The following is a 26,733-nucleotide window of genomic DNA, read 5'->3' as shown; positions in this document are numbered from 1 at the left end:
TCGAATCCCGACGGGGTCCCGCTAGAGGGCCGGCGACGCCGCCGGGGCCTCGGGCCCCACCTGCTCGAGATCGCCCACGGAGCCGGCCGCGTTACTGTCCGCGTCGTCCCCGCCGGACTCGGAGTCGGAGTCGGACTCGGAGTCGCTGTCGGAGTCGCTGTCGGACTCCTTCGTCGAGTCGCTGTCCTTGGTGGGCTCGCTGGACTTCGACGTCGTCTTGGTCGTTGTGGGCGGCTCCTCCTCGACCGACGGCGTGCTGTCGGCCGTCTCCTCGGCCGGCGGGGGAGCCGCGGGCGCGGGCTCGCCCCCGCCGCCGGAGCCGCGGCCGCCGCCTCCACCGCCGCCCGACCCGGACGACGGCTCCTGGGTCGTGAGGGTGCTCTCGGCACCCGCGCTGTCCGGGGTGGAGCCCCCGGACGGCCACAGGACGTACGCGAGCACGACGGCGCCGACGGCCAGCAGCGCGCCGAGGCCGAGCGCCAGCGCGTTCGGCCTGCGCCGCTGGGGCAGGTCCGGCTCCTGGTCGTAGTCGTCGTAGTCCCACTCCGGCTCGGGCTGCCGGTGGGCGTGACGGGACCGGACCGGCTCGGTGAGCATCGCGGCGGTCGGCTCGGGCGCCGGACGGGCCGGGGGCCCGTAGGGGCCGGGGTGGCCCGCGTGCTGCGGTGCGCCCTGGCCGTCGTGGTACGGGCCGTCGTGGTACGGGCCGTCCGGCTGCTGGGCGCCAGGCCCCTCGTTGTACGGACCGCTGTAGGGCACCCCGGGCGCCCCCGGGGGCGGCGGCGCCATCCGCGGCGGCCGCGCGGGCGGCGGCGGCAGCGGCATCCCGGGCGCCGGGGCCTGAGCGGGAGCGGGCTGGGGCGCGAGCGAGAGGGCTGCGCCCTTGGCGATGGCGTTCTTCGGGTCGGCGTCGACCGCGACCGGGCGGGCGAGCTGCTCGGAGACCAGCTGCGCGACCAGCGGGATCCGCGACGAGCCGCCGACCAGCAGCACCGCGGTGAGCTGGTCGGGGGCGAGGCCCGCCGAGATCACCGCGGAGCGCAGCGCCGCGACGGTGTCCTCCACCTGCGGGCGGATCATGGCCTCGAACTCGCTGCGGTGCAGCCGGACCGAACCGCGGGCCGACGGCAGCAGCACCGGGATCGACACCTCGGTGTCGCTGGAGAGGGCCTCCTTGGCCTCGGTGCACTCGCGGCGGATGCGCGCGACCGCGGACAGCACGGCCGGGTCGGTGTCGTCGAGCTCGGCGAACGCGTCCGGCATGCCCTCGAGCACGTGCTCGAACACGGCCTGGTCGAAGTCGATGCCGCCGAGCCGCTCGAGGCCCTCCGGCCGGCCGATCAGCCGGAAATCGATGTCGCCCTTGCGCACGACCGCGGCGTCGAACGTGCCGCCGCCGAAGTCGTAGACGGCGATCGTGGACCCCGGCGCCACCCGCTCGTTCGCGGCGTAGCTCATGGCGGCCGCCTGCGGCTCGGCCAGGAACGTGACGGTGAGGCCCTGGTTCGCGAGCGCGGCCGACAGCAGGTCCTTCTTGTGCTGCCCCCACGCGGCGGGGTGGGTGACGGCGATCCGGTCGGCGGGCCCGCCCTCGCGCTCTGCGACGCGGTCGACCACCCACCGGACGAGCCACGCCGACAGGTCCTGCGGGGCCCACGGCCTGCCCGCGACCATCACCGGCGTCGGGTCACCGATGCGGCGCTTGAACTCGCGGACGACCCGGTCCGGATCGGTCAGGGCGCGCCGCTCGGCGGCCTCGCCGACCACGATCGAGCCGTCCTGGCTGACGAACACGACCGACGGGATGGTGGCGCCGCGGCTGCCGAGGGTGACGACCTCCGGGTCCCCCCAGCGGTTGCCCGAGGAGCGACACACCGCGGCACAGGTGAACGTCGTCCCCAGGTCGATCCCGAGCTGGTACGCCATTGCCTTACCCCTCACCCCGACGACGGTCTTGCGGACCGGCCCCACCATCGCATCGGCGGATCGTGGCCCGTCCTCGCCCCCCTCTTGGGGGCCCTATTGGACCAAGGACTCCCCCTAACTCCCCCTATCGGGGGGTCCCCCTAGTCCCCCGAACGGCGGCTTCCGACGACTCTGGTGGATCCCCGATGGCCCAGCAACCGCTGGGCCCTACGTTCGGTCCAACGCGGCGCACCCAGCCGCAGACACGCGACTTGGATGGGATACCGAACACATGAGCCTGATCGAGTTCCTCCGCATGCTGATCTTCAACGAGGAAGCCCGTGAGGACTTCGCGGAGAACCCGGAGAAGGCGCTCGACGACGCCGGCCTGGGCCACCTGAGCGCCGAGGACGTCGCCGACGCGCTGGCGATCCTGCACGACGACAGCCAGAACGCCGACTTCAGCCGCGACTTCAACAGCGGCGGCAACGAGATCAACGTGGCCGCCCCCGCGCCGGTCAGCGGCGGCGAGTCCGCGGCCGAGTACATCAACCACTACATCACCAACAACTACATCGACGACCGCGACACCAACATCGACAACTCGACCAACCTCCAGGTCGACACCGACGGCGGCGACTTCAGCGCCGACATCGACGTCGACTCGACCGTCGCCTCCGGTGACGGCGCGGTGGCCGCGGGTGACGACATCGAGGACTCGACGATCACCACCGGCGACGGCAACGTCGTGGGCGACAACAACATCTCCGGGGACGGCAACACCTCGATCTCCGGCGACGGCAACTCGGCCGTGATCGGGGACGGCAACACCACCGGCTTCGGCAGCGGTGACGTGTCCTCCACCGACATCGGCGGCGGCGTGTCGGTCGACGACGGCAGCTCGTTCGCGATCGGTGGCAGCTCCTCGGTGGACAACTCCAGCTACGAGGACAACGACACCAGCATCGACGCGAGCGACAACTCGGTGAACGACTCGTTCAACGAGACCTCCTCCTGGGAGGACAACTCGATCTCCGAGGACAACGACTCGTACAGCAACTACGAGGACAGCTCGGACCACAGCTACACCGAGGACAACGACACGGTGAGCAGCGACGACCACAGCAGCGTCGACTCGGACTACACGATCCAGGCCTGATCGAGCAGTCCGGACCGCGGCCCCGTCACCGGCACCGCCGGTGGCGGGGTCGCGGTGTGTGGGGCCGGATCCCCTAATGCGGGGGCGGTGGAGGGTGCCGGATCCCCGATTGACCTGGACGGTCCCGGATCTACCGTTCTGTCCGATCCCACCGAGCACGGAAGAGACCGATCGATGGCCGAGCCGCTGTCCCTGATGGAGTTCCTGCAGGCGCTCCTCACCGACGACGGGATGCGCGGCGACTTCGGCACCGACCCGCAGGGCACGCTCGCCGCGCACGGCCTCGACGAGCTCACGCCGGCGGACGTCCACGACGCGCTCGTGCTCCTGCAGGACACGCAGACGGTCGAGTACTCCCTCGGCGCCGTGCCCGCCCCGCCGCCCCCGCCGCCGGCGGACGACGGCCACGAGGCCGCGGTGGAGTACCTGGCCCGCTTCCTGGCGGGGCCGCAGGACCCCGGCACCGAGGCGTGGGCCGCCGCCGACCATTCGGGCTGGGGCCCGATCGACGGGTTCGGCACCGGCGACACCGACGGCTGGGAAGCCGCGGACGACAGCGGGTGGAGCCCGGACCCGGGTCCCGCAGACCCGCCGCACGGGGGCGTCACCGACATCGGCTCGGTTTTCGGCTCGGATTTCGGCGCCGACATCGAGCACCTCGACGTCGGCGGGTACCCGCCGTTCGCGGAGCTGACCGACGACCTGCCGGACGGCCCCGACGATGCCCCGCCGCTGTCGGAGGGGGCCTGAGAACCCCACGGGCACCCCCCATCCCCGAACCCCCTACGGGCGGGTGCCCCGAATCCCCATCGGGTGGGAATCGGGGACTCTGAGCGATCCCCGATGGCCCGAATGGCCCATCGCCATAGCGTTTCGGCCCAACGCCGGAGGACTCCCCGGATCCCGGCATTCCCACTCATGGAGATGAGCCACGATGTCGACGACGAACCTGCTCGATCTGCTCCTCGCCCTGCTCCGCGACCCCAGCGCATACCGCGAGGACCCCGAGGGCTTCCTCTCGGCCTGCGGGGATCCGTCGCCGGAGGACATCCGCGAGGCGCTGATCCTGCTCCAGGACCGGCAGGGGGCCGAGTTCGGCCGTGACCACCACATCGCCGGTAACCACGTCGTGCACGTGCCCCCGCCGCCGCCCGCCGCGGCCCCGGAGCCCGGCGAGAGCAACCAGGAGGCGGCGGTCCGCTACCTGGACACCTACATCACCAACAACTACGTCGACGACCGGGACACCAACGTCGACAACTCGACCAACATCCAGGCCGACACCGACGGCGGCGACTTCGACCTCGACGTCGACGTGGACTCCGTCGTCGCCTCGGGCGACGACGCGGTCGCGGCGGGCGACGACATCTCCGACTCCGAGATCACCACCGGCGACGACGACGTCGTCGGGGACGACAACGTCGACGGCGACGACAACACGGAGATCGACGGGGACGACAACGAGCTCGTGCTCGGCGACGACAACACCACCGGCTTCGGCGAGGGCGACACCAGCTCCACCGACATCGACGGGGACGTCTCCGTCGACGACGGCAGCTCGATGGCGATCGGCGGCAGCTCCTCGGTCGACAACTCGACCCACGAGGACGGCGACACCACCGTCGACGTGAGCGACGACTCGACGAACGACTCCGGCGGCACCACGGTCGACTGGCAGGACAACTCGGTCACCGAGGACAGCGACAGCTACAGCAGCTACGTCGACGACAGCGACAACAGCACGTACGTGGACAACGACACGACCAGCGTCGACGACCACTCGACCACCCAGGAGTCCTACAGCGCCGAGGTCGTCTGATCACTGGTGGCGCCGCCACCGGAGCAGAGCTGTAGCCTCCCCCGGGTGATGCGCCACCGGCCCCGCCACTCGACGGGAGTACCCGAGGTGGCGGGGCCGGTGGTGTGAAGGCCGATCCGGTCGGTCAGGATCGGGGAGGCCCCCGGCACGAGAAGACGAGGAGGGGGGAAGGACCAGCGTGGCGGTTCCCGCAGCGGTCGAGTTGGTCGACCTCGCGCTGAAAGCAACCACCGCCTACGAGCGCCCCGACCTCGGGGCGCGGCTGCTCCAGACCCGCAAGCGACTCGCCGACCCCGACGTGCGCGTGCTCGTCGTCGGCGAGTTCAAGCAGGGTAAGAGCCAGCTGGTCAACGCGCTCGTGAACGCGCCGGTGTGCCCGGTGGACGACGACATCGCCACCGCGGTGCCAACGGTCGTGAAGTACGCCGAGACCACGAAGGCCGAGCTCGTACGCGAGGGCGACTCGGAGGGGTCCGCCGAACGCACCGAGGTGCCGGCCACGCAGCTCGCGCAGCACGTCTCGGAGGCGGGCAACCCGGGCAACCAGGCGCTGATCAGCTACGCCGAGGTCGGGCTGAAGCGCAAGCTGCTGTCCGGCGGGCTCGTGCTCGTCGACACCCCCGGTGTCGGCGGGCTCGGGTCGGCGCACGGCGCCGCCACGATGTCGGCCCTCCCCAGCGCCGACGCGGTGCTGCTCGTCTCGGACGCGGCGCAGGAGTACACCGCCCCCGAGCTCGAGTTCCTCGACGCGGCGATGAAGCTCTGCCCGAACGTCGCCTGCGTGCTCACCAAGACCGACCTCTACCCGCACTGGCGGCGGATCGAGGAGCTCAACCGCGGCCACCTGCGCCGGGCGGGGGTCGACGCCGAGATCTTCCCGGTGTCCTCGGTGCTGCGGCTGACCGCGGCCAAGGAGCAGGACGCCCAGCTGATGGACGAGTCGGGCTTCAAGCCGCTCGTCGACTACCTGCTGCACAAGGTCGTCGCGCAGTCCGACGAGCTCGACCGGCGGTCCACGAGCCACGACGTGCTCTCGGTCGCCGAGCAGCTCGCATCGAGCATGAAGTCCGAGCTCGCGATCCTCGAGGACCCGGAGAAGGTCAACGCGCTCGTCGAGGACCTCACCCGGGCCAAGCAGCGGGCCGACGAGCTCAAGCAGCGCTCGTCGCGCTGGCAGATCACCCTCAACGACGGCGTGGCCGACCTGCAGTCCGACATCGGCTACGACCTGCGCGACCGGCTCCGCACGATCGGCCGCGAGGCCGAGCAGCTCATCGACGACTCCGACCCGGCCGAGATCTGGGACCAGTTCTCCGACTGGTTCCACCAGCAGATCTCCTCGGCGGCGTCGGCGAACTTCGTCTGGGCGGCGGAGCGAGCCCGCTGGCTCGCGGCACGGGTGGCCGAGCACTTCGCCGAGGGCGCGGACGTCTCACTGCCCGAGCTGCGGTTCGACGACGAGGGCATCGCGGGCAAGGTCGACCCGCTCACCCAGCCGGAGGTGGAGCAGCTCACCAAGGGGGGCCAGCTCCTCAAGGGCATGCAGGGCGGCTACGGCGGCATGCTGATGTTCGGCATGCTCGGCACGCTCGCCGGCCTGCCGATCTTCGCGGGCGCGCCCGCGGGCGTGCTGCTCGGCATCAAGGCGGTGCGCGAGGAGAAGAAGCGGATGCTGCAGAAGCGCCGCAACGACGCGAAGCAGAGCGTGCGCAGGCACATCGACGAGGTCACGTTCCAGGTGGGCAAGGATTCGACCGACATGTTGCGCAGGGCCCAGCGACAGCTGCGGGACCACTTCAGCGCCCTGGCCGAAGAGATGAGCACCTCGATCGCGGCGTCGGTCCAGGCCGCGCAGAGCGCGCTGAAGCAGAACACCTCGGGCAGGGAGAAGCGGATCAAGGACCTCAAGGCCGAGCTCGCCCGCATCGACGGCCTCGCGCAGCGCGCCAAGGCGCTCGTGAAGGACCGGCGCCCGGCCGCGACCGCCGGGGGTGCGGCATGACCGCGCCCCCGCCGCCGCTCGGCGCCGCCGTCCGGATCCTGCTGCGCAACGCCATCGAGGCCTACCAGGACAGCCCGCAGGCCCACGCCTGGCTCACCCACAACCTCCAGCGCTTCGACGAGCCGCTGCGGGTCGCGATCGCGGGCAAGGTGAAGGCCGGGAAGTCGACGCTGCTCAACGCGCTGGTCGGCGAGCAGATCGCCCCCACCGACGCGGGTGAGTGCACCCGGGTCGTCACCTGGTACGTCGACGCCCAGTTCCCGCGGGTCACGATGTACCCGCGCGGCGGGGAGCCCCAGCAGCTCACGATCAACCGCTCCGGCGGGGGCCTGTCGTTCGACCTGCAGGGCTACCCGGTGGAGAAGGTCGACAAGCTCGAGGTGGAGTGGCCGTCGCAGAGCCTGCGCACGCAGACGCTGATCGACACCCCGGGCATCGCGTCGCTGTCGGCGGACACGTCGGCGCGCGCGGGTGCGTTCCTCGCCCCGGAGGACGCCCCCACCCAGGCCGACGCCGTCATCTACCTGATGCGGCACTTGCACAACACCGACGTGCGGTTCCTCGAGTCGTTCTTCGACCAGGGCGTCGCGCGGGCCACCCCGGTCAACACGATCGGCGTGCTCTCCCGCGCCGACGAGATCGGCGCGGGCCGGCTCAACGCGCTCACGTCCGCGCGCAAGATCGCGCGGCGCTACCGCGCCGACGACAAGATCCGCGGGCTGTGCCAGACCGTCGTCGCCGTGGCCGGCCTGCTCGCCCAGACCGCGCGCACCATGCGCCAGGGCGAGTTCGCCGCGCTCACCGCCCTGGCCGCGATGCCCCGCTCGGAGATCGAGTCGATGCTGCTGTCGGCCGACCGGTTCTCCCGCACCGAGCTCGACGCGCCCGACGCACCGGACTCCCAGACCCGCGCCCAGCTGATGGAGCGGTTCGGGATGTTCGGCGTGCGGCTGGCCACCACGCTGATCCGCCAGGGCATGACCGACCCGAACGCCGTCGCGGCCGAGCTGGTCAAGCGCAGCGGCCTCGACGAGCTGCGCAGCGTGCTCGCCACCCAGTTCACCGAGCGGCGCGACCTGCTCAAGGCGCGCTCGGCGCTGCTCGCGGTCGACCTGGTGCTCACCCGGGAGCCCCGGCCCGAGACCGCGCCGCTCGCGGCGGAGGTGGAGCGCATCCTCGCGGGTGCCCACGAGTTCGCCGAGCTGCGGCTGCTGTCCGCGCTGCGCGCCGGCGCGGTCAAGCTGCCCAAGGAGGCCCTCCAGGAGGCGGAGCGGCTGCTGGGCGGCGACGGCGGGGCGCCGGCGGCCCGGCTCGGGCTGGAGCCCGACGCAGGCCCGCAGGAGATCTGGGACGCCGCCATCGACGCGGCGACCCGGTGGCGGCGCCGGGGCGAGAGCCCGCTGTCGAGCCGGGCGGTGGCCGGCGTGGCCCGCGAGGTGGTCCGCAGCTGCGAGGGCATCCTCGCCGGGATGCGCCAGAACTACGGCTGAGCGCCCTCACCGCCAGGTGCGGTCGAGGAAGCCTGCGATGAGCGGCGCGATCTCGGGCAGGTGCGTCTCGAGCGCGAAGTGGCCCGTGTCGAACAGGTGCAGCTCGGCGTCCGGGACGTCGCGCAAGTAGGCCCGCGCGCCCGGCTCGGGGAAGAACGGGTCGCCGGTGCCCCACGTGATCAGCGTGGGTGGGGTGTGCGTGCGCAGCCACCGCTGCCAGCGCTCGTAGCGCTCGACGTTGGTGTGGTAGTCGAACGCCAGCGCGACCTGCGCCTCCGCGCGGCCGGGCAGGTCGAGGAAGTGCTGGTCGAGCGTCCAGCCGTCGGGGGCGAGCGACGACGGGTCGGGCACGCCGGTCTCGTACTGCATGCGCGTGCCCGCCGGGGTGAGCAGGTCGCGAACCGCCTCGACCGCGCCCGGCGCGTCCGGGCGCAGCGCGATGAAGTCGCGCGCGGCGGCGGACAGCCCCTCGGCGTAGGCGTTGCCGTTCTGCACGACGAGGCCGGCGATCCACTCGGGGTGCCGCTCGGCGATGCGGAACCCGACCGGCGCGCCGAAGTCGAAGACGTACATCGCGAACCGGGTGAGCCCGATCGCCCGCAAGAAGCCCTCGACGGTGTCGGCGAGCCGGTCGAAGGAGTAGGTGAAGCCCTCCGGCGCCTCGGTGTGGCCGAACCCGGGGTAGTCGGGCGCGACGAGCCGGTACCGGGCCCCGAGCGCGTCGATCAGCCGCCGGAACTGGTGGGAGCCCGACGGGAACCCGTGCAGGAGCAGCAGCACGGGCGCGTCCGCCCGCTCCGGGAGGGACTCGCGGTAGAAGACGCGCACCCCGGCCACGTCGGCGTGGCGGTGGACGGTGCGCGCGAGCGGGGCCACGGACATGACTGATGCATCCTCTCGGCGAAATCACGTGAGAGCGACCCTAACGCATCATCGCACTGAGATAGCATTAGGAACGTGACGGACCTCATCCCGCTGACCGGGGAACCGCTGGTGCTCGACCTCGTCAACACCCGGACCGCGGACGGCGACCTGCTGACGGCCCCCGCCGACCTGGGCAGGTGGCTCACGCTGGAGGCCGAGCGCTTCCCCGAAGCGGCCGAGCTGGCGGGCGCCGACCTCGGAACCGACGGCGTCGCAGCGGTCCGGGAGGTCCGCGCGCACGCCGCGAACGCCGTCGAGGCGGCCCGCCACGCCGAGGCCCCGTCGGCGGCCGATCTCGACGCCCTCACCCGCGCCCAGCGCGCCGCGCCCGCGGTGCTCGAGCTCGCCTGGGACGGTGCCGCGGTCACCGCGACCCGCCGCCGCGCCGGGCCGCCCGGCAGGCGCCTCGCCGCGTGGCTGGCCGAGGCGGCCGCGGAGTTCCTCGCCGACCCGGCCGTCAGCCGGGTCCGCCGGTGCGCGGCCGACGACTGCGTCCTGCTGTTCCTGCCGGCCCACCCGCGGCGGCGCTGGTGCTCGCCCACCCGGTGCGGCAACCGGGTGCGCGTCGCCCGGCACTACCGACGCCACCGCGCCTAGAAGCGGCGGGCGTCAGGCCTCGGAGGTGCCCGGCCCGACGATCTGGCGCAGGTGGGCGAACAGCTCGCCGCGGCTGCCCGAGCCGAGCCGCTGGCGCATCCGCGCGACGTGGTGCTCGACGGTCTTCGCCGAGATGAACAGGCGCTCCCCGATCTGCCGGTAGGTGAGGCCCTCCAGCACGAGCTGGGCCACCTCCCGCTCGCGGTCGCTCAGCGGGCCGTCGGCACCGTCGGCCGTCGGGTCCGGCGCGGGTTCGGCCTCCGGTTTCGGCGCGGGCTTCGGGCGCTGCTCGGCCTCCGGGTCGGTCTCCACCGCGACGGTGCGCGCGGCCGGGCCGGTGCTCTGCAGCGCGCGGGCGCACCCGAGCAGGGCCGTCATCGCCTTGCGGTCGTGGGTGCGGATCGCCGCCTGGCCGGCGAGCTTGCCGCCCTCCCACGCCATCCCGACCGCGTGCAGGCCCCGGGCGGCCGCCTCCACGCCCGCCGGGTCGACCTCCGAATCGAGCAACCGCACCCAGTGCTCGGCGGCGGCGGCCATCGCGGCCGCGTACCGGCTGCCGTCCGCGGCGGCCTCCAGGGCCTCGGCGTGCCGCCGCGCGGACTCGCGGTCCTCGGACAGGATGGCGGCCTGCAGGCCCGACCAGTGCAGCGGCGCCGCCCAGAGCGCCGGGTCGCCGAGCCGGGACAGCAGGTCGGTGGCCTCGTCGAGGTGCGGCCGGATCCAGCTCGACTCCCGCAGGCGGGTGGCGGCCACCCACAGCTCGCCGAGCTGCTGCAGCACGAAAAGGTCCACCGGGTGCCGCACGATCGCCTCGCGCGCCCGGCCCCACGCCGTCATGAGCACGGCGAGGTCGCCCGCCCGGCGGGCCAGCGCCACCTCGAGGGCGGCGGCGAGCAGCTCGTCGCGCGGCTCCAGCTCGGCCCCCGGCGGCGACGCGAGCGACAGGGCCGAGCGGGCCGCGCCCGTGGCCCCGCGGAACAGCGCGATCCAGCCGAGCAGCAGCCGGTGGCGGGTGACCGCGCCCCGCCCGCCGAGCCCGACCCTCAGGGCGCGCTCCAGCACCGACTGCGCCACGTCCAGCTCGCCGCAGTGCACGGCGACCAGCGCCGCGAGCGCGGCCGGGGTGTCGGGCAGCAAGGCCGCCCGCTGGGAGGCCTCCAGCAGCGACGCCGCCCGCGTGAGCTGCGAGAGCGCCGCCGTGGGCGAGCCCGCGACCGAGTCGTAGACGCCCTGGGCCATGAGCTCCTCGGCCCCGGCCAGCAGCGTGGGCGGGCGCACGCCGCTCGCCGCGGACGGCGCCTGCAGCATCTTGCCCGCCTCGTCGAGCGCGCCGGTGCCGATCAGCGCAGGCACGGCGAGCACCGCGGTGGTGCCCATGGCCGGTTCGAGCGCGGTGTTCATCCACCGGTACACGTCGGCGCTGCGGCCGAGCAGCCCCCGGTGGGCGAGCACGGCCGCCGCCACGGTGCCCGCCCGCACGGCCTCGGCGGGCGGCACCCGGTCCGGCTCCGACAGCACCTGGTCGGCCTGGGTGAGCGCGAGGTCGAGGTCGCCGGTGAGCACCGCCGCCTCGGCGCGGCCCGCCGCGAGGTCGAGGGCGGGACCGCCGGCGCGCACCGCCGCGTCGAACAGCTCGCCCGCGACGGGCGCCCCGGTGCGCAGCGCCTCCTCGGCCGCCGTGGTGAACACCTCGGCCACCGTCGAGCCGCTCGCGCCGGTGCCGAGCAGGCCGCGGGCGGCCGCGAGCACGTTGCCGCCGCGCTCGAGCTCGATCTCGGCGAGGGTGCGCCGCAGCTCCACCCGGGACGCCTGCGGGGTGCGCTCCAGCACGGCCGCCGAGACGAGCGGGACGGCCCTCCCGTCGCGGGTGAGCATCCCGGCCGCCCGCGCGGCCTCCAGCAGCTCGTCGAGCTGCGCCGCGCCGACGTCGGGGGGCAACCCCAGCAGCGGGACGAGCACCTCCGACTCCAGCGGGGCGCCGAGCGCCCGCGCGAGCAGCAGGCCGCCCACCCCGTCGCCGAGGCGCTGCACCAGGTAGCCGAGCTGCACCAGCAGGCCGGCCGGCGGGTCGGTGGGCAGCGGCACGCCGCGGGCGCAGCCGGGGCCCGCCCGCTCCGCGAGGGCGGCGAGGAGCCGGTCGACGAGGCCGGGCAGCCCCGCGGTCTGTTCGAACACGTGGTCCACGAGCTCGGCGGGCGGGTCGTCGCCGCCCAGCAGCAACGCGGCCCGTGCCGCGACCCCGGTGCGGTCGAGCGCCTCCAGCACCACCGGCGGGCGGGTGGCCGCGAGGGCGCTGCCGAGCGCAGCGGTGCCGGGCGGCCGCGGCCACGGCCGGTGCGCCACCACCAGGTGGCCGCCGGGCGCGGCGGCGAGCTCCGCCACGCGTTCCAGCACGTCCGAGGGGAGCAGGTGGGCGTCGTCGATCAGGAGGGCGTCGTCGTCGCCCAGCTCGCCGACATCGGCGACGTCGCGGTGGACGGTGAGGCCCGCCGCCCCGAACGCCGCGGCGAGCGCGTCGAGCAGGACGGTCTTGCCGTGCCCACCCGGACCGATCACGTCCACCCGGCGCGTGGACGCAGCGCGCGCGGCCGCTTCGTGCACGAGCCGACGCGCCGCGGGCGACCCCGCGAGCAGCCTCTCCGGCGCCCGCGGCACCGGTTGGGTACGCGTCGACACTGATCGGAGATTACTCAGAGGGGTCTGTCGAACGGCGCCCGGCGGCGCCGGGGGTCGGCCCAGCGGTCACCCTCGATCAGGTGAGTGGCACGATCACCGACGACCGGCACCGGTCATGGCCGCCACAGCGGAGCGGGGGTTGATGGGCACCACCTGGGCGATCGTGCTGGCCGGCGGGGTGTCCCGACGGTTCGGCGAGCGGGCGAAGCAGTTCGAGCGCATCGGCGGCGTGCCGATGGTCGCGCGCACGGTCGCGGCCGCGCGGCGCGCGTGCGACGGCGTCGTCCTCGTGCTGCCACCCGGCCGCGACTGGACCGGGGAGCCGGTCGACGCGGTCGCCGAGGGCGGGGACCACCAGTCCGAGTCGCTGCGCGCCGGCCTCGCGGAGGTGCCTGCCGACGCGGAGATCATCGTCGTGGCCGACCCGGCCCACCCCCTCGCGAGCGACGCGCTGTTCTCCGCCGTGATCGAGCGGGTGCGCGGCGGGGCGGACGGCGCCGTGCCGGTGATCCCGATCCTCGAGGTCGTGCAGCGGGTCCGGGACGGCCGGGTCGTCGAGACCCTGCCGAAGGACGACCTCGTGCTCACCCAGACCCCGCAGGCGTTCCGCGCCGACGTGCTCCGCGCCGTGCACGCCGACCGGCCGCGGCCCGTCGAGAACTCGGGGCTTCTGGTCGAGCGCGGCTACCGGGTCGTCACCGTTGCGGGTGACGTGGGCAACGTCCATGTCACGACTCCGCGCGAGCTCGCGATAGCAGAACGTCTGGCCGATACCGGGATTTGCCCCTGAGCCCGGCCTGGACTACGACAGATGATCGAGCGACCGGTCTTCCGAACCGACCACCACGACCAGCTCCCGACACCGGAGGGACACGCTTCCTGATGGACCACGACACTCCCGTTGTCATCCTGTGCGGCGGACAGGGCACCCGTATCCGAGAGGTGAGCGAGCGGCTGCCGAAGGCCATGGTCGACATCGGCGGACGCCCGATCCTGTGGCACATCATGAAGCTGTACAGCCACTACGGGTACCGGCGCTTCATCCTCTGCCTCGGCTACAAGGGCTGGAAGATCAAGCAGTTCTTCCTCGACTACCGGGCCCACATGTCGGACTTCACGCTCACGCTGTCCAACGGTGACCACGAGCCGAGGTTCCACAACGCCGTCGCGGACGAGGACTGGGAGATCACCTTCGCTGAGACCGGTCTCGAGGCGGGCACCGGCGCGCGGCTGCGCCGCATCCGCCACTACATCGACACGCCGCAGTTCATGATGACCTACGGCGACGGGGTCAGCGCCGTGGACATCAACAACCTCGTGAAGGTCCACGCCGACGGCGGCCGCATCGGCACCGTCACCGGCGTGCACCCCACGTCGAAGTTCGGCGAGATGAACGTCGAGGGCAACCTCGTCGCGGAGTTCAACGAGAAGCCCACGCAGGTCACCGGCTGGGTGAGCGGCGGGTACTTCGTGTTCGAGCGCTCGTTCCTCGACGACTACCTCGACGACTCCGAGGACCTGTTCCTCGAGGCGGAGCCGCTGCAGCGGCTGGCCCGCGACAAGCAGCTCACCGTGAACAAGCACGAGGGCTTCTGGGCCGCCATGGACACCTACAAGGACTACCAGGCGCTCAACGCCCTCTGGGCCTCCGGCGACGCGCCCTGGAAGGTCTGGGAGGACGACGGCCGCACCACCTGGTGACGGCCCGCCTCACGGGCGCTGCGCGGCGGCGCTCAGGAGGCGCTTCCACTCGTCGACGCCGGGCAGGGCCGACGCGCGGACGGCCCCGCCGGGCGTGATGGCCCGCAGGGCGAGCGCGACCTCCTGCTGGTCCGCGTCGTGCGCGGACACCAGCAGGGGCCACGTCTCGCCCCCGACGAGCCCGTTGACCTCCTCGGTGCGGTTGGCCTGCTGGTAGCGGCGCACCGCCGCGCCGGTGCGCTCGTCGAAGCGGCCGGTCGCCTCGACGTCGACGAACCCCACGGCGCGCAGCAGGTGCTGCGCCGCCTCCACCGCGGGCCCCGCGCTGTCGGGTCGCAGCAGCGGCCACGACGCGCGCCGGGCCGCCCGGTCCGACAGCGGCGTACCGAGCAGGTCCGCCACCTCGGTGCGCAGCCGCGGCAGCATCGCGTAGAACGCGTCGCCCGGGCAGAGCGTGTCCTTGAAGTCGCGGTGCCCGACGATCTCGGTCGGCGCGATCCCGTACTGCCGGCAGACGTACGCGCACATCGCCCGCAGCCGGTCCCACAGCCGCTCCGGCGGCGCGAGCGCGGTGTAGGTGCCCTCGTTCTCGATCCCCACCGCCGAGACGTTCTGCCCGGTGCAGTGCGCGCCCTCGACGTGCCGGTCGCCCGCGCGCAGCACCTCCAGGCTGCGGTGCCTGCCCTCCAGCACGTGGCCGCCGCGGCTGATCGTGAAGTTCTGCCCGGTGTCGATCCAGCCGCGCCGGTCCACGTGGAAGTTCTGGATCAACCGCGCGACGGCCTCGGCGGCGCCCCGGCTCAGATCCCCGACGTTCGCCGTCGCCGTGTGGTGGACGATGATCCGCACCGGCCGGTGGTTCCACACGGGGACGGCGCGCGTGGGCGGGCGCGCCCCCCACCCGGCACAGTCGATGATCGGCGGGGCGGCGACCGACCCGCTCGCCCACGCCTGCGACGGCCGGACCAGCCCGCCCGCGGCGCCGGTGAGGACGAGGCCGCCGAGGAGGACGCTGCGGCGGGACGGCCCCGGACCCCACACCCTCGCCCTCCCATCGTCGTCGACCCGTTGATCTCCGAACGATGCGCGATGCAAACGCCCCGGACAACGGCGCTGCCCGAAGGTGTGATCGCCCGGTCGGGGTGCCGCAGGAGGGCGGTCGGCGGGCGGCTTGCCGAGGTTACCGATGAGTAATACGCTCTTGGTTACCGACGAGTAGGCCGTTCCACCCGCCGAGGAGCGATGCAGATGGGCCACTTCAGGAGCAACCTGCGGGACCTCGAGTTCAACCTCTTCGAGGTCTTCCGGGTGCAGGACCGGCTGGGCTCTGCTCCCTTCGAGGCCGTCGACGCCGACACGGTGCGCGGCGTGCTCACCGAGCTGAACGCCGTGGCCACGGGGCCGCTCGCGGAGTCGTTCGTCGACGCCGACCGCAATCCGCCGGTCTTCGACCCCGAAACCCACTCCGTGACGCTGCCGCAGTCGCTCAAGGACAGCTACCGCGCGCTGTGGGACGGCGAGTGGTGGCGGCTGTCCCTGCCCGCCGAGCTCGGCGGCTACGGCATCCCGCCCACGGTGCACTGGGCCGCGTCCGAGCTCATCCTCGGCTCCAACCCGGCCGTCTTCATGTACATGGCGGGCCCCAACTTCGCGTCCGTCGTGCACCGCAACGGCACGCCGCAGCAGAAGCGCTGGGCCGAGATCATGATCGAGCGCGGGTGGGGCGCCACGATGGTGCTCACCGAGCCCGACGCCGGGTCCGACGTCGGCGCGGGCCGCACCAAGGCCGTGCTGCAGCCCGACGGCACCTGGCACATCGAGGGCGTCAAGCGCTTCATCACCTCGGCCGAGCACGACCTCGCCGAGAACATCATGCACCTGGTCCTGGCCCGCCCCGAGGGACCGGGCATCGAGCCGAAGCCGGGCACCAAGGGCCTGTCGCTGTTCCTCGTGCCGAAGTTCCACTTCGACCCCGAGACCGGGGAGCTGGGCGAGCGCAACGGCGCCTTCGTCACGAACGTCGAGCACAAGATGGGGCTCAAGGCCTCGACGACATGCGAGCTCACGTTCGGCCAGCACGGCGTCCCCGCCGTCGGCTGGCTGCTCGGCGACGTGCACGACGGCATCGCTCAGATGTTCCAGGTCATCGAGTACGCCCGGATGATGGTGGGCACCAAGGCCATCGCCACGCTCTCGGCGGGCTACCTCGCCGCGCTCGAGTACGCCAAGGAGCGCGTGCAGGGGCCGGACCTCACCCGCCAGACCGACAAGACCGCCCCGCGCGTGACGATCACCCACCACCCCGACGTGCGCCGGATGCTCATGATGCAGAAGGCGTACGCCGAGGGGCTGCGCGCGCTCTACACCTACGCCGCGACGTTCCAGGACGAGGTCCGGATCGGCGAGGCCACCGGCGCCGACACCTCGCTCGCCGAGCGCGTGAACGACCTGCTGCTGCCGATCGTCAAGGGCGTGGGCTCCGAACGCGCCTCGGAGCAGCTGCTGCTGTCGCTGCAGACCCTCGGCGGGTCCGGCTACCTGCAGGACTACCCGATCGAGCAGTACATCCGCGACGCGAAGATCGACTCGTTGTACGAGGGCACCACGGCCATCCAGTCGATGGACTTCCTGTTCCGCAAGATCGTCCGCGACAACGGCCAGGCGATCGGGCACGTGGCGGGCGAGATCAAGGCGTTCCTCGACTCGGAGTCGGGCAACGGGCGTCTCAAGGAGGAGCGGGCCCTGCTCGCCACGGCGCTCGCCGACGTGCAGGGCATGCTCGGCACGATCACCGGCTTCCTGATGGCCTCGGGCGAGGACCCGAAGAACCTCTACAAGGTCGGGCAGAACACCGTCCGGCTGCTCATGGCGGTGGGCGACCTGCTGATCGGCTGGCTCCTGCTGCGCCAGGCCGACGTGGCGCTCACCGCGCTCGGCGGCGAGCCGTCACCGCGCGACGTGCCCTTCTACGAGGGCAAGGTCGGCGCGGCCCGCTTCTTCGCCAAGACGGTGCTGCCGCAGCTGAGCGCCCAGCGCGCGATCGTGGAGGCCACCGACAACAGCCTGATGGAGCTGCCGGAAGCCGCGTTCTGATCCGCTCTGTTCCGACGAACGGCGCGTTGGTCGCACAGGTTGCGACGAACGCGCCGTTCGTCGCAACGGCAACCCGGCTGGCAACCCGGCTGCAGGGCCGAGCGTCACGTGCCCGCGATGTAGCTCTGGAGCTGGGCGCGCTCGGACTCCAGCAGGTCGATGCGCGCCTTCACCAGGTCGCCGATGCTGACGATGCCGGCGAGCTTGCCGTCGACGACGACCGGGAGGTGGCGGAAGCGGCGGGAGGTCATGACCGCGGCGAGGTCGCCGACGTCGTCGCCGGGGCTGCACGTGGTGACCTCGGTGGTCATGATGTCGCGGACCTTGGCCTCGAGCAGCGCCGCCCCGCCCGCGTGGAGGCGGCGCACCACGTCGCGCTCGGAGACGATGCCGATGATCCGGTCGTTCTCGACGACCGGCAGCGCGCCCACGTTGTGCTCGGCGAGCTCGGCCAGGAGCTCGGTGACCGTGGCATCGGGCCCCACCGTCGCCACGGAGGTGCCCTTCTTGCGCAGTACGTCCGCGATCCGCATCAGCACCGACCCCCGATCTCGTCGCCCTTGACGAATCGAGGGTACGAACTGCGGTCCCGGTTCCGGAACCCCCGACGCAGGTGAGCCCGTAAGGGACTAATCCTCGCAAACCACGCGTGGCGCCGGGTTGTACTTCGTCACGAAGGTCTCCTTCGTGACCTCACCCGTCTGGATGTCGCGCCGGGTCCGGGTGTCGGTGATCGTGAACCCGGGTGACCCGTTGCTGGGGTGGCAGTCCTCGCCCGCCGGGATCGTCACCGTGTGCGGCTGCGTCGGGTTGGTGCGCGGCCCGAACTCGCCGGTGACCTCGTAACGGCGCTGGCCGTAGATCTGCACGGTGACCGACGTCGGGGTCCACCGCGTGCGGATCATGATCGGCGTCGGGTTGTCGTTGCGGAACTTGTTGTCGATGGCGCCGGTGGCGATCGTCGCCTCGCGGCCCGCCGGGTACCGGCTGATGTAGTAGCTGTGCGCCTTGTGCTCGAGCAGGGTCATCCCGGCGAAGTACGCGGCGTTGTACAGCGTGGTGGACACCTGCGACGCGCCGCCCGCGATACCACGGGACGCCCGCCCGTTGTCGATCACGCCCGCCTCGACGTACCCGTTCGCCGCGGTGCGCGGGCCGGTGGCCTTGTCCAGGCTGAACACCTCACCCGGCTGCACCACGGTCCCGTTGATCAGCTCGGCGGCCCGGCGGATGTTGATGCCGGAGTCGGGGGCGAAACCACCGGTGGTGAACTCGCCGATGACCTCCGGGTTGCCCAGCGCCTCGAGCTCCTCGGTGGTGACCTCCGCCGGCTTGTCGGCGTAGACCGCGGTGACCTCGCGCGGCGCGGGCCTGCCCAGCACCTCGACGAGCGCGGCGACGGTGGCCTCGTAGTCGACGCCGCGGCCGTCCTTGGACGGGACGACGACGGCGCGACCGCCGGAGAAGTCGAAGGTTGCGTCGCGAGCCGGCTCCTCCGAGTCGGCCATCTGCGGCGCGAGCGCGTCCTGGATGACCTGCTGGTTCAGCTTCGGCGCCAGCGCGCCGTTCTCGGCCTCGAAGCTCAGCGCCGCGGCGATGACCTCCGGGTCGACCGTGCCCCGCACGTCGTCCTCGCCGATGACCGTGATCGGCGCGGCGACGGCGGGCCGGGCCACCTGCTCGATGGCGGCGGTGACGTCCTCGGAGGTGGTGGTGGGCGGCAGCTCCGCGATCGGGAGCGCCACGACCTCGCCGTTGGCCCACTCCCGCTTCAGGACCTCGCCCGCGGCGGGCACGTCCAGCCGCTGGCCGGGCCGCGGCTCCACCGGCTGCGGCTCGGTGCCCTCGAACCGCACCGTCCCCTCGGACGGCTCCCGGTCGACGACGGGCCCGAGCTGCTCGAGCGCGCCCGCGAGGGCGTCGGGCTCCGCGATCGTGACCACGCCGACCTCGCGCTCGCTGAAGAAGGACGTGATGCGCGTGATCGGGTTCAGCGGCTGGGAACCGGCCCGGTCCATCGTGCTCGGCCAGTCGACGGACAGGCCGGCGGCGGCGGGGTCGATCTCGCCGCGCACGTCGCCGACGGTGACCGGGATCGGGCCGCTGGTGCGCGCGCCGATCTCGGCCCGCAGCTTGGTCTCGGCGTCCTCCCGGGACAACCCCCCGACGCCGATCCCGGCGACCGTGACCCCGCGCGGCATCGTGCCGGAGCCCAGCAGCAGGTCGGCGCCGTAGAGCAGGCCGAGCGCCGCGACGACGGCCGAGAGCACCAGCACGCGCTTGCGCCCCCGCCGGGGGCCCTTGTCCCCGTCCGTGCCGCCCGGCCCGCCGGGCCCGTCGGGCGGGCCGAGGTCGACCTGGGTGGGCATCTCGGGCGGCGGCAGCGGGCCTCGCTGCGCCACGGGCGGGATCCGCTCGATCCGCTCGGTGGCGGGCTCGTCGGCGGCGAACGGCGGCGCCGGGGTGCGCGGCAGCATCTGCGTGGCGCCGTCGGCGCCGCGCGGCGCCGCACCGGGCGCGGCGGCCGGCACGACGACCGTGGCCGCCTCCCCGGGGCGCTGCTCGCCCGCCGGGGGCGCGGGGCGCCGTCCCGGCGGCTCGGGCGGTTCGGCGTGGGGGTGCGGCGACCCGCCGGGGCGGTGGGCCGCGACCCGGACCGTGGCGGCCTCGCCCGCGGCGTGACCGTTGGCGGCGTGACCGCCCGCGGCGTGACCGTTGGCGGCGTGACCGTTCGCGTGCTCTCCGTTCGCACCCCGCGCGGACGGCGCCCGCCCGGTGACCGTCCGGACGGTCGGGTTCTCGTCCCCCTCGGGTGCGGGAGCGGGCGGCGCTGCGGGCCGGGGCGACGGGCGCGGCGCGGGTGCAGGCCGCGCGCCCTCGGGCTTCGCGTCCGGTGTCGCAGCGTGCTCGACGCCCCCCGCGTCGCGCACGTTCGAGGTGCTCTCCGGCTCCGAAGAAGCCGTCGCCTCCCCGGGCGATGACTGCCGCTCGGGCATGAAAGTCCGTTTCCCCTCAACCATCGGACCGGGCGGGAGCCCGGACCGTCACAGGTACAAGCCCGTACCGTGTTCTGTGCGCTCGGTCGCGACGGCGTGCACTTCCCGCTCCCGCAGGACCAGGTACGTGTTGCCCTGCACGTCGACCTCGTACTGGTCGTCGCGCGCGAACAGGACCCGGTCACCCACTTTCACGGTGCGGACGTGTGCTCCCGTGCCGAGCACCTCCCCCCAGATAAGACGCCTGGCGACCTCAGCGGTTGCCGGGATGACGATGCCGGCACCGCTACGCCGCTCCCCGGCCGAGTCCGGCTTCACGAGGATCCGGTCGTGCAGCATCTGGATCTCGAGCTTGGCGTCTTCCATCGCAACGATGCTACGAGGGGCGCCGGACAGGCCTCTGACCGGCCCGAAGATCCGGAAAGCCCCGCGGTGCTGTCAGGTCGGGGGTCCGACAGCGCCGCGGGGCTGTACCTGGAATCGGACATAGGGCCCCGACCGTTACTCCTCGCCGTCTTCGAGCCGGCTTTCACCCGTTCGGAGTAGCGGTCAAGGCTGGGTGAGCAGGTACCGGCCGAAGTGCGGCACGGTGAACGCGATCTGCCCCCGCTGGGCCGAGTAGACCAGCCCCTTCTTCAGCAGGCTGTCGCGGGCGGGGGAGAGCGACGAGGCCTTGCGGCCGAGGTGCTCGGCGATCGCGGCGGTGCCGACCGGCTCGTCGCGCCCCTCCGACAGCTCGGCCATCGCGCGCAGGTACTCCCGCTCCGCGGGGGTGGCGCGCTCGTAGCGGGAGCCGAAGAAGCCGACGGCGAGCTCGCTCTCCGCCTCGGGGGCGGCCAGCTTCACGTCGGGCGCGCTGATGGGGCTGCGCGGGGCGGCGTCCCAGGCGGCCTTCCCGTAGGCCTGCACGAAGTAGGGGTAGCCGCCGGAGGCCTCGTACAGCGCGTCGAGCGCCTCGGTGTCGAACGTGGCGTCCTCCCGCTCCGCCGGCGCGAGCAGCGCGAAGTCGGCGTCCTTGCGGTCGAGCTTGTCGATGCGCGCGTACTTGAACAGCCGCTCGGAGTAGGACTTCGAGGCCGAGAGCACGGCGGGCAGGTGCGGCAGGCCCGCGCCGACCACCACGAGCGGCGCGCGCGACTGCGACAGCTCGTGGCACGCGGCGCACAGCGCCGACACGTCCTCTGCGCGTAGGTCCTGCATCTCGTCGATGAGGACGGCGACGCCGGCCTCGACCTCCTGAGCGAGGCCCGCCACCTCGGTGAACAGTTCGACGAGGTCGATCTCGATGTCGCCGGAGTCGGCCCGGCCGTGGGTCACGGCGACGTCGATGCCCGGCTGCCAGCGGTCGCGCAGCTTCGCGCCGTCGGGCGCCGCGCGCATCGCGAACGCCTTGAGCACCCCGAGGACCTCGTCGACGCGGTCCGGGTCGAGCGTCGGGCCGCCCGGCCGGTCCGGCTCCCGGTGGCGCACGGCGAGGTCGCGGATCGCGCGGTGCAGGGCGGCGGACAGCGGGCGGCGCAGGTCGGCGTCCGGGCGCGCCTCGATCTTGCCGGCACCCCACCCGGCCCGCATGGCCATCGACCGCAGCTCCCCGAGCAGCACGGTCTTGCCCACCCCGCGCAGCCCGGTGAGGACGAGGCTGCGCTCCGGCCTGCCGCGGGAGACCCGCTCCAGCACGATCTCGAAGGCGTCGAGCTCCTTGTCGCGCCCGGCGAGCTCGGGGGGCCGCTGGCCCGCGCCGGGCGCGAACGGGTTGCGCACGGGGTCCACGCCTCGGACGGTATCGGCGAATCTTGCCGGAGCCGTAGAAGCCGTTATCGAAGGAGATGGCGTGTCGCCGATCGCCGCGTCTACCGGGATCTAGCCCCGGGGCTAGACGAGCCGATGGAACGCCATGGGGCGGCCGGATCGCCCCGTCTACCCCGATCTAGGACCGGCACTAGATCGGGCGATGGACGGCGATCGGACCCGCATCGGCCCGTCTACCCGGATCTAGGGTTCGCGCTAGACGGGCCGATGGATCGCGATCAGGCGCGCCGGGTAGCGGCGTCGGCCAGGCAGAACAGCCCGAACGCCGCGAACCCCGCCGCCACGGTGCCGAGCAGCCACGCCCCCGCCACCGTGCTGCCGAGCGCGCGCAGCGCCGCGTCCAGCCCGCCGGCCTGCGCCGGGTCGGCGTACAGCGCGGCGGCGCCCGCGAGCACCCCGACGACCCCGAGCGCGAACGCGCGGGCGAGGTGGCCGACCACCCCCACCACCTCGATCGCGTGCTTCACACCGGGGGAGAGCCTGCCGACGTCGAGGTCGCCCATGAACGTGCGGCGCACCCCGGTGTAGGTCATCGCGACGGCGATCGACAGGACCACGATCGCGGCGAGCCCGAGCAGGGCCCGGCCCGCGGGCAGCGCCAGCACCCCCGCGGCCGCCTGCTGCGCGGTGGTGTTCCCGGACGAGCGCATGCCGGCCAGGTAGTTGACGACGACCAGCGCGAGGCTCGTCATCGCGATCGCCTTCGCGACCGCGCCCACGCGCTTGCGCACCCGCTCGTTGCCCGACACCCAGCGAAACCCGACGGCGGCGGCGCTCACCTGCCAGACCGCGAAGGCGAGCAGGCCGAGCGCGGCGACCACCAGCGCGAGGACGCCGCCGGGTGTGCGGGCGATCGTCCCCACGGCCCCCTCCGCGTCCGGCGGGGCGTCGGGCTGGCCGAACGCCACCTGCAGGGCGAGCCAGGCGACCACGAGGTGCACCACCCCATAGCCGACGAGCCCGATGCGGCCCAGCGCGTCGACCACGCGCCCCGGAGCGTCGGAGCGCCCCTCCTTCACGAGCCGACGCAGCCGCACGAGGGGTCGTACCATCCCATCCCTCCGTATGCGGCCGTATCGGGTGCGCTCTAGAGGAGCCGATACCCCGCGATCTGGTTGACTCGCATTGTGACCGAGATCGTGACCGAGGGGAGCGGCTGGTACGAGCAGCCGGGCGACCGGGCCGAGCTCGAGGTGAGCTTCACGGCCGTGGCCCGCACGCGCTCCGACGCCGTCCGCGATCTCGGCAACCGGGTGGCGGCCGCCGAACCCGCGCTGACCCGGCCCGGGCTGCAGGTGCGCCACCGTCGGATGCGGGTGCACAACGAGTGGCGGGGCAACCGGGTGGTCGGCTGCCGCGCGGGCGAGGACATCGCGCTGCTGGTCACCGACGTCGCCGAGCTGGACGCGGTCCTCTCGGCGCTGGTCGGCGCCGAGCCCACCGGCCTGCACGGCCCGACCTGGGTGCTCGCGGACCCGGCGGCGGCGCTCCGCGAGGCGCAGAAGCGGGCGGTGGCCGACGCGCGCGCCCGCGCCGAGGGCTACGCCGACGCGCTCGGAGGCACGCTCGGCCCGCTGTTGAAGCTGTCGGAGGCGCCCGAGCACGCCTCGCCGGTGGCCTACCGGATGGCGGCGGCCGAGGCCGGCGGCGGCCCCGACGTGCGCGCGCTCGGCCTGGAGCCGGAGCCGGTGCGCGTGACGGCCCGGTGCACCACCACCTGGGCCCTGCTCTGACGCCCGGTCAGCGCTGGTCGCCGGGCACGACCGTGCCCTCGATCACCAGCCGGTCCGGGCGCGGGGCGTCGGGGTCGTCCCCGCCGGAGTGGACGTCGCCCTCGACGACCTCCCCGTCGACCACCGGCGCCTGGGAGCGGATCCGCGCCGACCGCAGGTCGGGGGAGCGCTCCTCGGCGGCGCGCACCAGCCTGCGGCGCACCAGCGCGCGGGTGGGCGGCAGCACCAGCAGCAGGCCGGCGAGGTCGGTGACCAGGCCGGGCACGAACAGCAGCACACCGGCCAGGGCGACGAGCATCCCGTCGGTGACCTCGTTGGTGGGCACGCGGCGGTTGCTCACGGCGTCCGCGAGGGCCTGAGCGGCCCGCACCCCCTCCCTGCGCGCGAGCCACAGGCCGACGACCGAGCCGGCCAGCAGCACGAGCAGCGTCCAGGCCAGACCGATCGCCGACCCGAGCGCGACGAGCGCGACGATCTCGACCACGAGGTACAGGAGCACGAACGCCATACCCCGCTCAACGCGCGAGACGGCGTTCGTGCTCCCGCAACCGGTTACGAGTCGGTCACCACGTGAGAGCGAGGCCCGGGTCGGTCAGCAGCGCGCCGACGTCGGCGAGGAACCGGGACCCCTGCTCGCCGTCGACGAGCCGGTGGTCGAACGACAGCGCGAGCTGGCACACCGTGCGCACCGCCAGCTCGCCGTCCACCACCCACGGCGACGGCTTGATGGCCCCGACGGCGAGGATCGCCGACTCCCCGGGGTTGAGGATCGGGGTACCGGTGTCCACGCCGAACACGCCGACGTTCGTGATCGTGAACGTGCCCCCGACCAGGTCGGTGGGCGGCGTCCGGCCCGCCCGCGCGGTCTCGGTGAGCTCGTTCAGCGCCACCGCCAGCTCCCGCAGCGAGAGCGTGTCGGCGTCGCGGATCTTCGGCACGATCAGTCCGCGCGGCGTGGCCGCGGCGATCCCGAGGTGCACCCGGTCGTAGTAGACGATCTCGCCTGCGGCCTCGTCCCACGACGCGTTGACCTCGGGCGTGCGCTTCGCGGCGAGGCACACCGCCTTCGCCACGAACGCGAGCGGCGTGAGCTTCACGTCGGCGTACTCGCGGGTGGCGCGCAGCCGGTCCCGCAGCTCCATCGTGGCCGTGACGTCGACCGCGAGGAACTCGGTGACGTGCGGCGCGGTGAACGCGCTGCTCGTGACCGCTGCCGCGGTCGCCTTGCGCACGCCGCGGATCGGCTCCCTGCGCACCCCGCCGGCGCTCGCCGCCGGTGCCGCGGCACCCCGCGCCGCCGCGGCCGCGGCCTCCACGTCGGCGCGCGTGATCACACCGCCCTCGCCGGTGCCGCGGACGGTGCGCAGGTCGACGCCGAGGTCCTTGGCGAGCTTGCGCACCGGCGGCTTGGCGAGGGGCACGGCGCCCACCGGCTCCGGCGCCGGTTCCGCGGGCGGGGCGAGCTGCGTCGGGGCGGGCTGGGGCCTGCCGTCGTGCTGCGGCGGCGGGGCCGCCCCCTTGCGGCGACGGCGGGTGGCGGTGCCCTGGCGGGGGCCGTAGCCCACCAGGTTGGGGACGGCCTCGTCGTCGGCCTGCGCCGCCGCCCCACCACCGGTGTCGATCGTGATGATCGGCGTGCCGACCTCGACCGTGACCCCGGGCTCGACGAGCAGCTTGCCGACCGTGCCCTCCCACGGGGACGGCAGCTCGACGGCCGCCTTCGCCGTCTCGATCTCGCAGATGACCTGGTTGACCGCGACGGTGTCGCCCGGCTGGACCCGCCAGCTGACGATCTCGGCCTCGGTGAGCCCCTCACCGACGTCGGGCAGGGTGAACTCGCGGATCGTCACGGCCTCACCAGCCCAGCGATCGGTCGACGGCGTCGAGCACCCGGTCGAGGTCGGGGAGGTAGTCCTCCTCGCACTTCGACGGCGGGTACGGGGTGTCGAACCCGGTGACCCGCAGCACCGGCGCCTCCAGGGAGTAGAACGCCTCCTGCTGGACCCGGGCGGCGATCTCGGAGGCGATCGAGGACTCCGACGGCGCCTCGGAGACCACGACCAGGTGGCCGGTGCGGCGCACCGACTCCAGCACCGGGTCGAGGTCGAGCGGGGACAGCGTGCGCAGGTCGATCACCTCGAGGTCGTGGCCGTCGGCCTCGGCCGCGGTCGCGGCGTCGAGGCAGGTCTTCACCATCGGGCCGTAGGCCGCGACCGTGAGCGTGCGCCCGGGGCGCACCACGCGCGACGCGAACAGCGGCGGCGGGTCGGCGTCCGGGTCGACCTCGCCCTTCTCCCAGTACCGCCGCTTCGGCTCGAAGAAGATCACCGGGTCGTCGGCGGCGATGGCCTGCTGGATCATCCAGTACGCGTCGGACGGGTTCGAGCAGGCGACGACCTTCAGCCCGGCCGCGTGCGCGAAGTACGACTCGGGCGACTCGCTGTGGTGCTCGACCGCGCCGATGCCCCCGCCGAACGGGATGCGCACGACCACCGGCACCTTCACCTTGCCCTGCGAGCGGTAGTGCAGCTTGGCCAGCTGGGAGACGATCTGGTCGAAGCCGGGGAAGACGAACCCGTCGAACTGGATCTCGCACACCGGGCGGAAGCCGCGTATCGCGAGGCCGACGGCCGTGCCGATGATCCCGGACTCGGCGAGCGGGGTGTCGAGCACGCGCTGCTCGCCGAAGTCCTTCTGCAGCCCGTCGGTGACGCGGTAGACGCCCCCGAGCTTGCCGACGTCCTCGCCCATCACGATGACCTTCGGGTCGCGCTCCATCGCGGCGCGCAGGCCGTTGTTGAGGGCCTTGGCGATCGTCATCGTGGCCAT

Annotated in this window: 22 protein-coding genes; 10 read left to right on the top strand and 12 right to left on the bottom strand. The window is 73.5% G+C overall.

Features of this window, described 5'->3' with window-relative positions; genetic code table 11:
* Positions 1 to 21: 21 nt before the first annotated feature.
* Entirely contained in the window at positions 22 to 1,941 is a 1,920-nt protein-coding gene (locus VKZ81_RS24965; protein WP_324244111.1) for an Hsp70 family protein, read from the bottom strand.
* Positions 1,942 to 2,197: 256 nt separating this feature from the next.
* Between VKZ81_RS24965 and VKZ81_RS24960 the strand changes: the two genes are divergently transcribed.
* The 5 genes from VKZ81_RS24960 to VKZ81_RS24940 all read left to right on the top strand — a co-directional run bounded on the left by VKZ81_RS24960 (position 2,198) and on the right by VKZ81_RS24940 (position 8,375).
* Positions 2,198 to 3,064, top strand: a complete 867-nt coding sequence (locus VKZ81_RS24960; RefSeq protein ID WP_324244110.1) for an IniB N-terminal domain-containing protein — start codon at positions 2,198 to 2,200, stop codon at positions 3,062 to 3,064.
* A 174-nt stretch (positions 3,065 to 3,238) separates the two neighbouring features.
* Entirely contained in the window at positions 3,239 to 3,814 is a 576-nt protein-coding gene (locus tag VKZ81_RS24955) for an IniB N-terminal domain-containing protein (protein ID WP_324244109.1), read from the top strand.
* Positions 3,815 to 3,998: 184 nt separating this feature from the next.
* Entirely contained in the window at positions 3,999 to 4,883 is an 885-nt protein-coding gene (locus tag VKZ81_RS24950) for a hypothetical protein (protein ID WP_324244108.1), read from the top strand.
* A 178-nt stretch (positions 4,884 to 5,061) separates the two neighbouring features.
* Positions 5,062 to 6,885 (top strand): dynamin family protein, encoded by a 1,824-nt coding sequence (locus tag VKZ81_RS24945; protein ID WP_324244107.1) that lies wholly within the window; start codon positions 5,062 to 5,064, stop codon positions 6,883 to 6,885.
* On the top strand, positions 6,882 to 8,375 hold the full coding sequence (locus VKZ81_RS24940) for a dynamin family protein (protein ID WP_324244106.1): 1,494 nt from the start codon (positions 6,882 to 6,884) through the stop codon (positions 8,373 to 8,375). The genes VKZ81_RS24945 and VKZ81_RS24940 overlap by 4 nt, the downstream gene beginning before the upstream one ends.
* 6 nt (positions 8,376 to 8,381) lie before the next feature.
* Here VKZ81_RS24940 and VKZ81_RS24935 read toward each other — a convergent pair whose 3' ends face one another.
* On the bottom strand, positions 8,382 to 9,257 hold the full coding sequence (locus tag VKZ81_RS24935; protein WP_324244105.1) for an alpha/beta fold hydrolase: 876 nt from the start codon (positions 9,255 to 9,257) through the stop codon (positions 8,382 to 8,384).
* 75 nt (positions 9,258 to 9,332) lie between these two features.
* On the opposite strand from VKZ81_RS24935, the gene VKZ81_RS24930 reads away from it, so the two are divergent.
* The gene (locus VKZ81_RS24930) at positions 9,333 to 9,896 is read left to right on the top strand and encodes a CGNR zinc finger domain-containing protein (RefSeq protein ID WP_324244104.1); all 564 of its coding nucleotides are present in this window, start codon (positions 9,333 to 9,335) and stop codon (positions 9,894 to 9,896) included.
* 12 nt (positions 9,897 to 9,908) lie between these two features.
* Here the strand turns inward: VKZ81_RS24930 and VKZ81_RS24925 are convergent, their stop codons facing one another.
* Complete coding sequence (locus VKZ81_RS24925) at positions 9,909 to 12,572, bottom strand: LuxR C-terminal-related transcriptional regulator (protein ID WP_324244103.1); 2,664 nt, start codon at positions 12,570 to 12,572, stop codon at positions 9,909 to 9,911.
* Positions 12,573 to 12,687: 115 nt separating this feature from the next.
* Here VKZ81_RS24925 and VKZ81_RS24920 point away from each other — a divergent pair, with 115 nt between their 5' ends.
* The gene (locus VKZ81_RS24920; RefSeq protein ID WP_324244102.1) at positions 12,688 to 13,362 is read left to right on the top strand and encodes an IspD/TarI family cytidylyltransferase; all 675 of its coding nucleotides are present in this window, start codon (positions 12,688 to 12,690) and stop codon (positions 13,360 to 13,362) included.
* 92 nt (positions 13,363 to 13,454) lie between these two features.
* Complete coding sequence (locus VKZ81_RS24915; protein ID WP_324244101.1) at positions 13,455 to 14,273, top strand: glucose-1-phosphate cytidylyltransferase; 819 nt, start codon at positions 13,455 to 13,457, stop codon at positions 14,271 to 14,273.
* A 9-nt stretch (positions 14,274 to 14,282) separates the two neighbouring features.
* On the opposite strand, the gene VKZ81_RS24910 is transcribed toward VKZ81_RS24915, so the two are convergent.
* On the bottom strand, positions 14,283 to 15,314 hold the full coding sequence (locus VKZ81_RS24910; protein WP_324244100.1) for a peptidoglycan recognition protein family protein: 1,032 nt from the start codon (positions 15,312 to 15,314) through the stop codon (positions 14,283 to 14,285).
* Between the two features lie 207 nt (positions 15,315 to 15,521).
* Between VKZ81_RS24910 and VKZ81_RS24905 the strand changes: the two genes are divergently transcribed.
* A complete protein-coding gene (locus VKZ81_RS24905) occupies positions 15,522 to 17,366 on the top strand; it encodes an acyl-CoA dehydrogenase (protein WP_324244099.1) in 1,845 nt (614 codons plus the stop codon).
* Positions 17,367 to 17,470: 104 nt separating this feature from the next.
* Here the strand turns inward: VKZ81_RS24905 and VKZ81_RS24900 are convergent, their stop codons facing one another.
* The 5 genes from VKZ81_RS24900 to VKZ81_RS24880 form a co-directional block, all read right to left on the bottom strand.
* Positions 17,471 to 17,899, bottom strand: a complete 429-nt coding sequence (locus tag VKZ81_RS24900; protein ID WP_324244098.1) for a CBS domain-containing protein — start codon at positions 17,897 to 17,899, stop codon at positions 17,471 to 17,473.
* A gap of 96 nt (positions 17,900 to 17,995) precedes the next feature.
* Positions 17,996 to 20,362, bottom strand: coding sequence for a VanW family protein (locus VKZ81_RS24895; RefSeq protein ID WP_324244097.1), 2,367 nt, complete (start codon positions 20,360 to 20,362; stop codon positions 17,996 to 17,998).
* Positions 20,363 to 20,410: 48 nt separating this feature from the next.
* A complete protein-coding gene (locus VKZ81_RS24890) occupies positions 20,411 to 20,728 on the bottom strand; it encodes a GroES family chaperonin (RefSeq protein WP_324244096.1) in 318 nt (105 codons plus the stop codon).
* A gap of 183 nt (positions 20,729 to 20,911) precedes the next feature.
* Positions 20,912 to 22,132: an ATP-binding protein gene (locus VKZ81_RS24885; protein ID WP_324244095.1), complete on the bottom strand. Its 1,221-nt coding sequence runs from the start codon at positions 22,130 to 22,132 to the stop codon at positions 20,912 to 20,914.
* Between the two features lie 257 nt (positions 22,133 to 22,389).
* A complete protein-coding gene (locus VKZ81_RS24880) occupies positions 22,390 to 23,223 on the bottom strand; it encodes a DUF1206 domain-containing protein (protein WP_324244094.1) in 834 nt (277 codons plus the stop codon).
* Between the two features lie 75 nt (positions 23,224 to 23,298).
* Between VKZ81_RS24880 and VKZ81_RS24875 the strand changes: the two genes are divergently transcribed.
* Positions 23,299 to 23,904, top strand: a complete 606-nt coding sequence (locus VKZ81_RS24875) for an SIMPL domain-containing protein (RefSeq protein ID WP_324244093.1) — start codon at positions 23,299 to 23,301, stop codon at positions 23,902 to 23,904.
* A 7-nt stretch (positions 23,905 to 23,911) separates the two neighbouring features.
* Here VKZ81_RS24875 and VKZ81_RS24870 read toward each other — a convergent pair whose 3' ends face one another.
* The 3 genes from VKZ81_RS24870 to VKZ81_RS24860 are packed head-to-tail and all read right to left on the bottom strand — an operon-like array spanning position 23,912 to position 26,733.
* Positions 23,912 to 24,412, bottom strand: a complete 501-nt coding sequence (locus VKZ81_RS24870; protein WP_324244092.1) for an FxsA family protein — start codon at positions 24,410 to 24,412, stop codon at positions 23,912 to 23,914.
* A gap of 55 nt (positions 24,413 to 24,467) precedes the next feature.
* Positions 24,468 to 25,754, bottom strand: a complete 1,287-nt coding sequence (locus tag VKZ81_RS24865) for a dihydrolipoamide acetyltransferase family protein (protein WP_324244091.1) — start codon at positions 25,752 to 25,754, stop codon at positions 24,468 to 24,470.
* 4 nt (positions 25,755 to 25,758) lie between these two features.
* Entirely contained in the window at positions 25,759 to 26,733 is a 975-nt protein-coding gene (locus VKZ81_RS24860; protein WP_324244090.1) for an alpha-ketoacid dehydrogenase subunit beta, read from the bottom strand.

The sequence above is a fragment of the Pseudonocardia sp. genome (assembly GCF_035305885.1).
Classification (GTDB): domain Bacteria; phylum Actinomycetota; class Actinomycetes; order Mycobacteriales; family Pseudonocardiaceae; genus Pseudonocardia.
The sequence above is the reverse complement of the archived record's forward strand: the minus strand, read 5'-3'. Positions and strand labels throughout refer to the sequence as shown.

Bases quoted from the DNA above. Each gene is read 5' to 3' on its own strand.
- VKZ81_RS24960 (WP_324244110.1), top strand. From the start codon at position 2,198: ATGAGCCTGATCGAGTTCCTCCGCATGCTGATCTTCAACGAGGAAGCC.
- VKZ81_RS24955 (WP_324244109.1), top strand. From the start codon at position 3,239: ATGGCCGAGCCGCTGTCCCTGATGGAGTTCCTGCAGGCGCTCCTCACC.
- VKZ81_RS24950 (WP_324244108.1), top strand. From the start codon at position 3,999: ATGTCGACGACGAACCTGCTCGATCTGCTCCTCGCCCTGCTCCGCGAC.
- VKZ81_RS24940 (WP_324244106.1), top strand. From the start codon at position 6,882: ATGACCGCGCCCCCGCCGCCGCTCGGCGCCGCCGTCCGGATCCTGCTG.
- VKZ81_RS24935 (WP_324244105.1), bottom strand. From the start codon at position 9,257: ATGTCCGTGGCCCCGCTCGCGCGCACCGTCCACCGCCACGCCGACGTG.
- VKZ81_RS24920 (WP_324244102.1), top strand. From the start codon at position 12,688: ATGGCCGCCACAGCGGAGCGGGGGTTGATGGGCACCACCTGGGCGATC.
- VKZ81_RS24915 (WP_324244101.1), top strand. From the start codon at position 13,455: ATGGACCACGACACTCCCGTTGTCATCCTGTGCGGCGGACAGGGCACC.
- VKZ81_RS24905 (WP_324244099.1), top strand. From the start codon at position 15,522: ATGGGCCACTTCAGGAGCAACCTGCGGGACCTCGAGTTCAACCTCTTC.
- VKZ81_RS24900 (WP_324244098.1), bottom strand. From the start codon at position 17,899: ATGCGGATCGCGGACGTACTGCGCAAGAAGGGCACCTCCGTGGCGACG.
- VKZ81_RS24895 (WP_324244097.1), bottom strand. From the start codon at position 20,362: ATGCCCGAGCGGCAGTCATCGCCCGGGGAGGCGACGGCTTCTTCGGAG.
- VKZ81_RS24890 (WP_324244096.1), bottom strand. From the start codon at position 20,728: ATGGAAGACGCCAAGCTCGAGATCCAGATGCTGCACGACCGGATCCTC.
- VKZ81_RS24880 (WP_324244094.1), bottom strand. From the start codon at position 23,223: ATGGTACGACCCCTCGTGCGGCTGCGTCGGCTCGTGAAGGAGGGGCGC.
- VKZ81_RS24870 (WP_324244092.1), bottom strand. From the start codon at position 24,412: ATGGCGTTCGTGCTCCTGTACCTCGTGGTCGAGATCGTCGCGCTCGTC.
- VKZ81_RS24860 (WP_324244090.1), bottom strand. From the start codon at position 26,733: ATGGCCACGATGACGATCGCCAAGGCCCTCAACAACGGCCTGCGCGCC.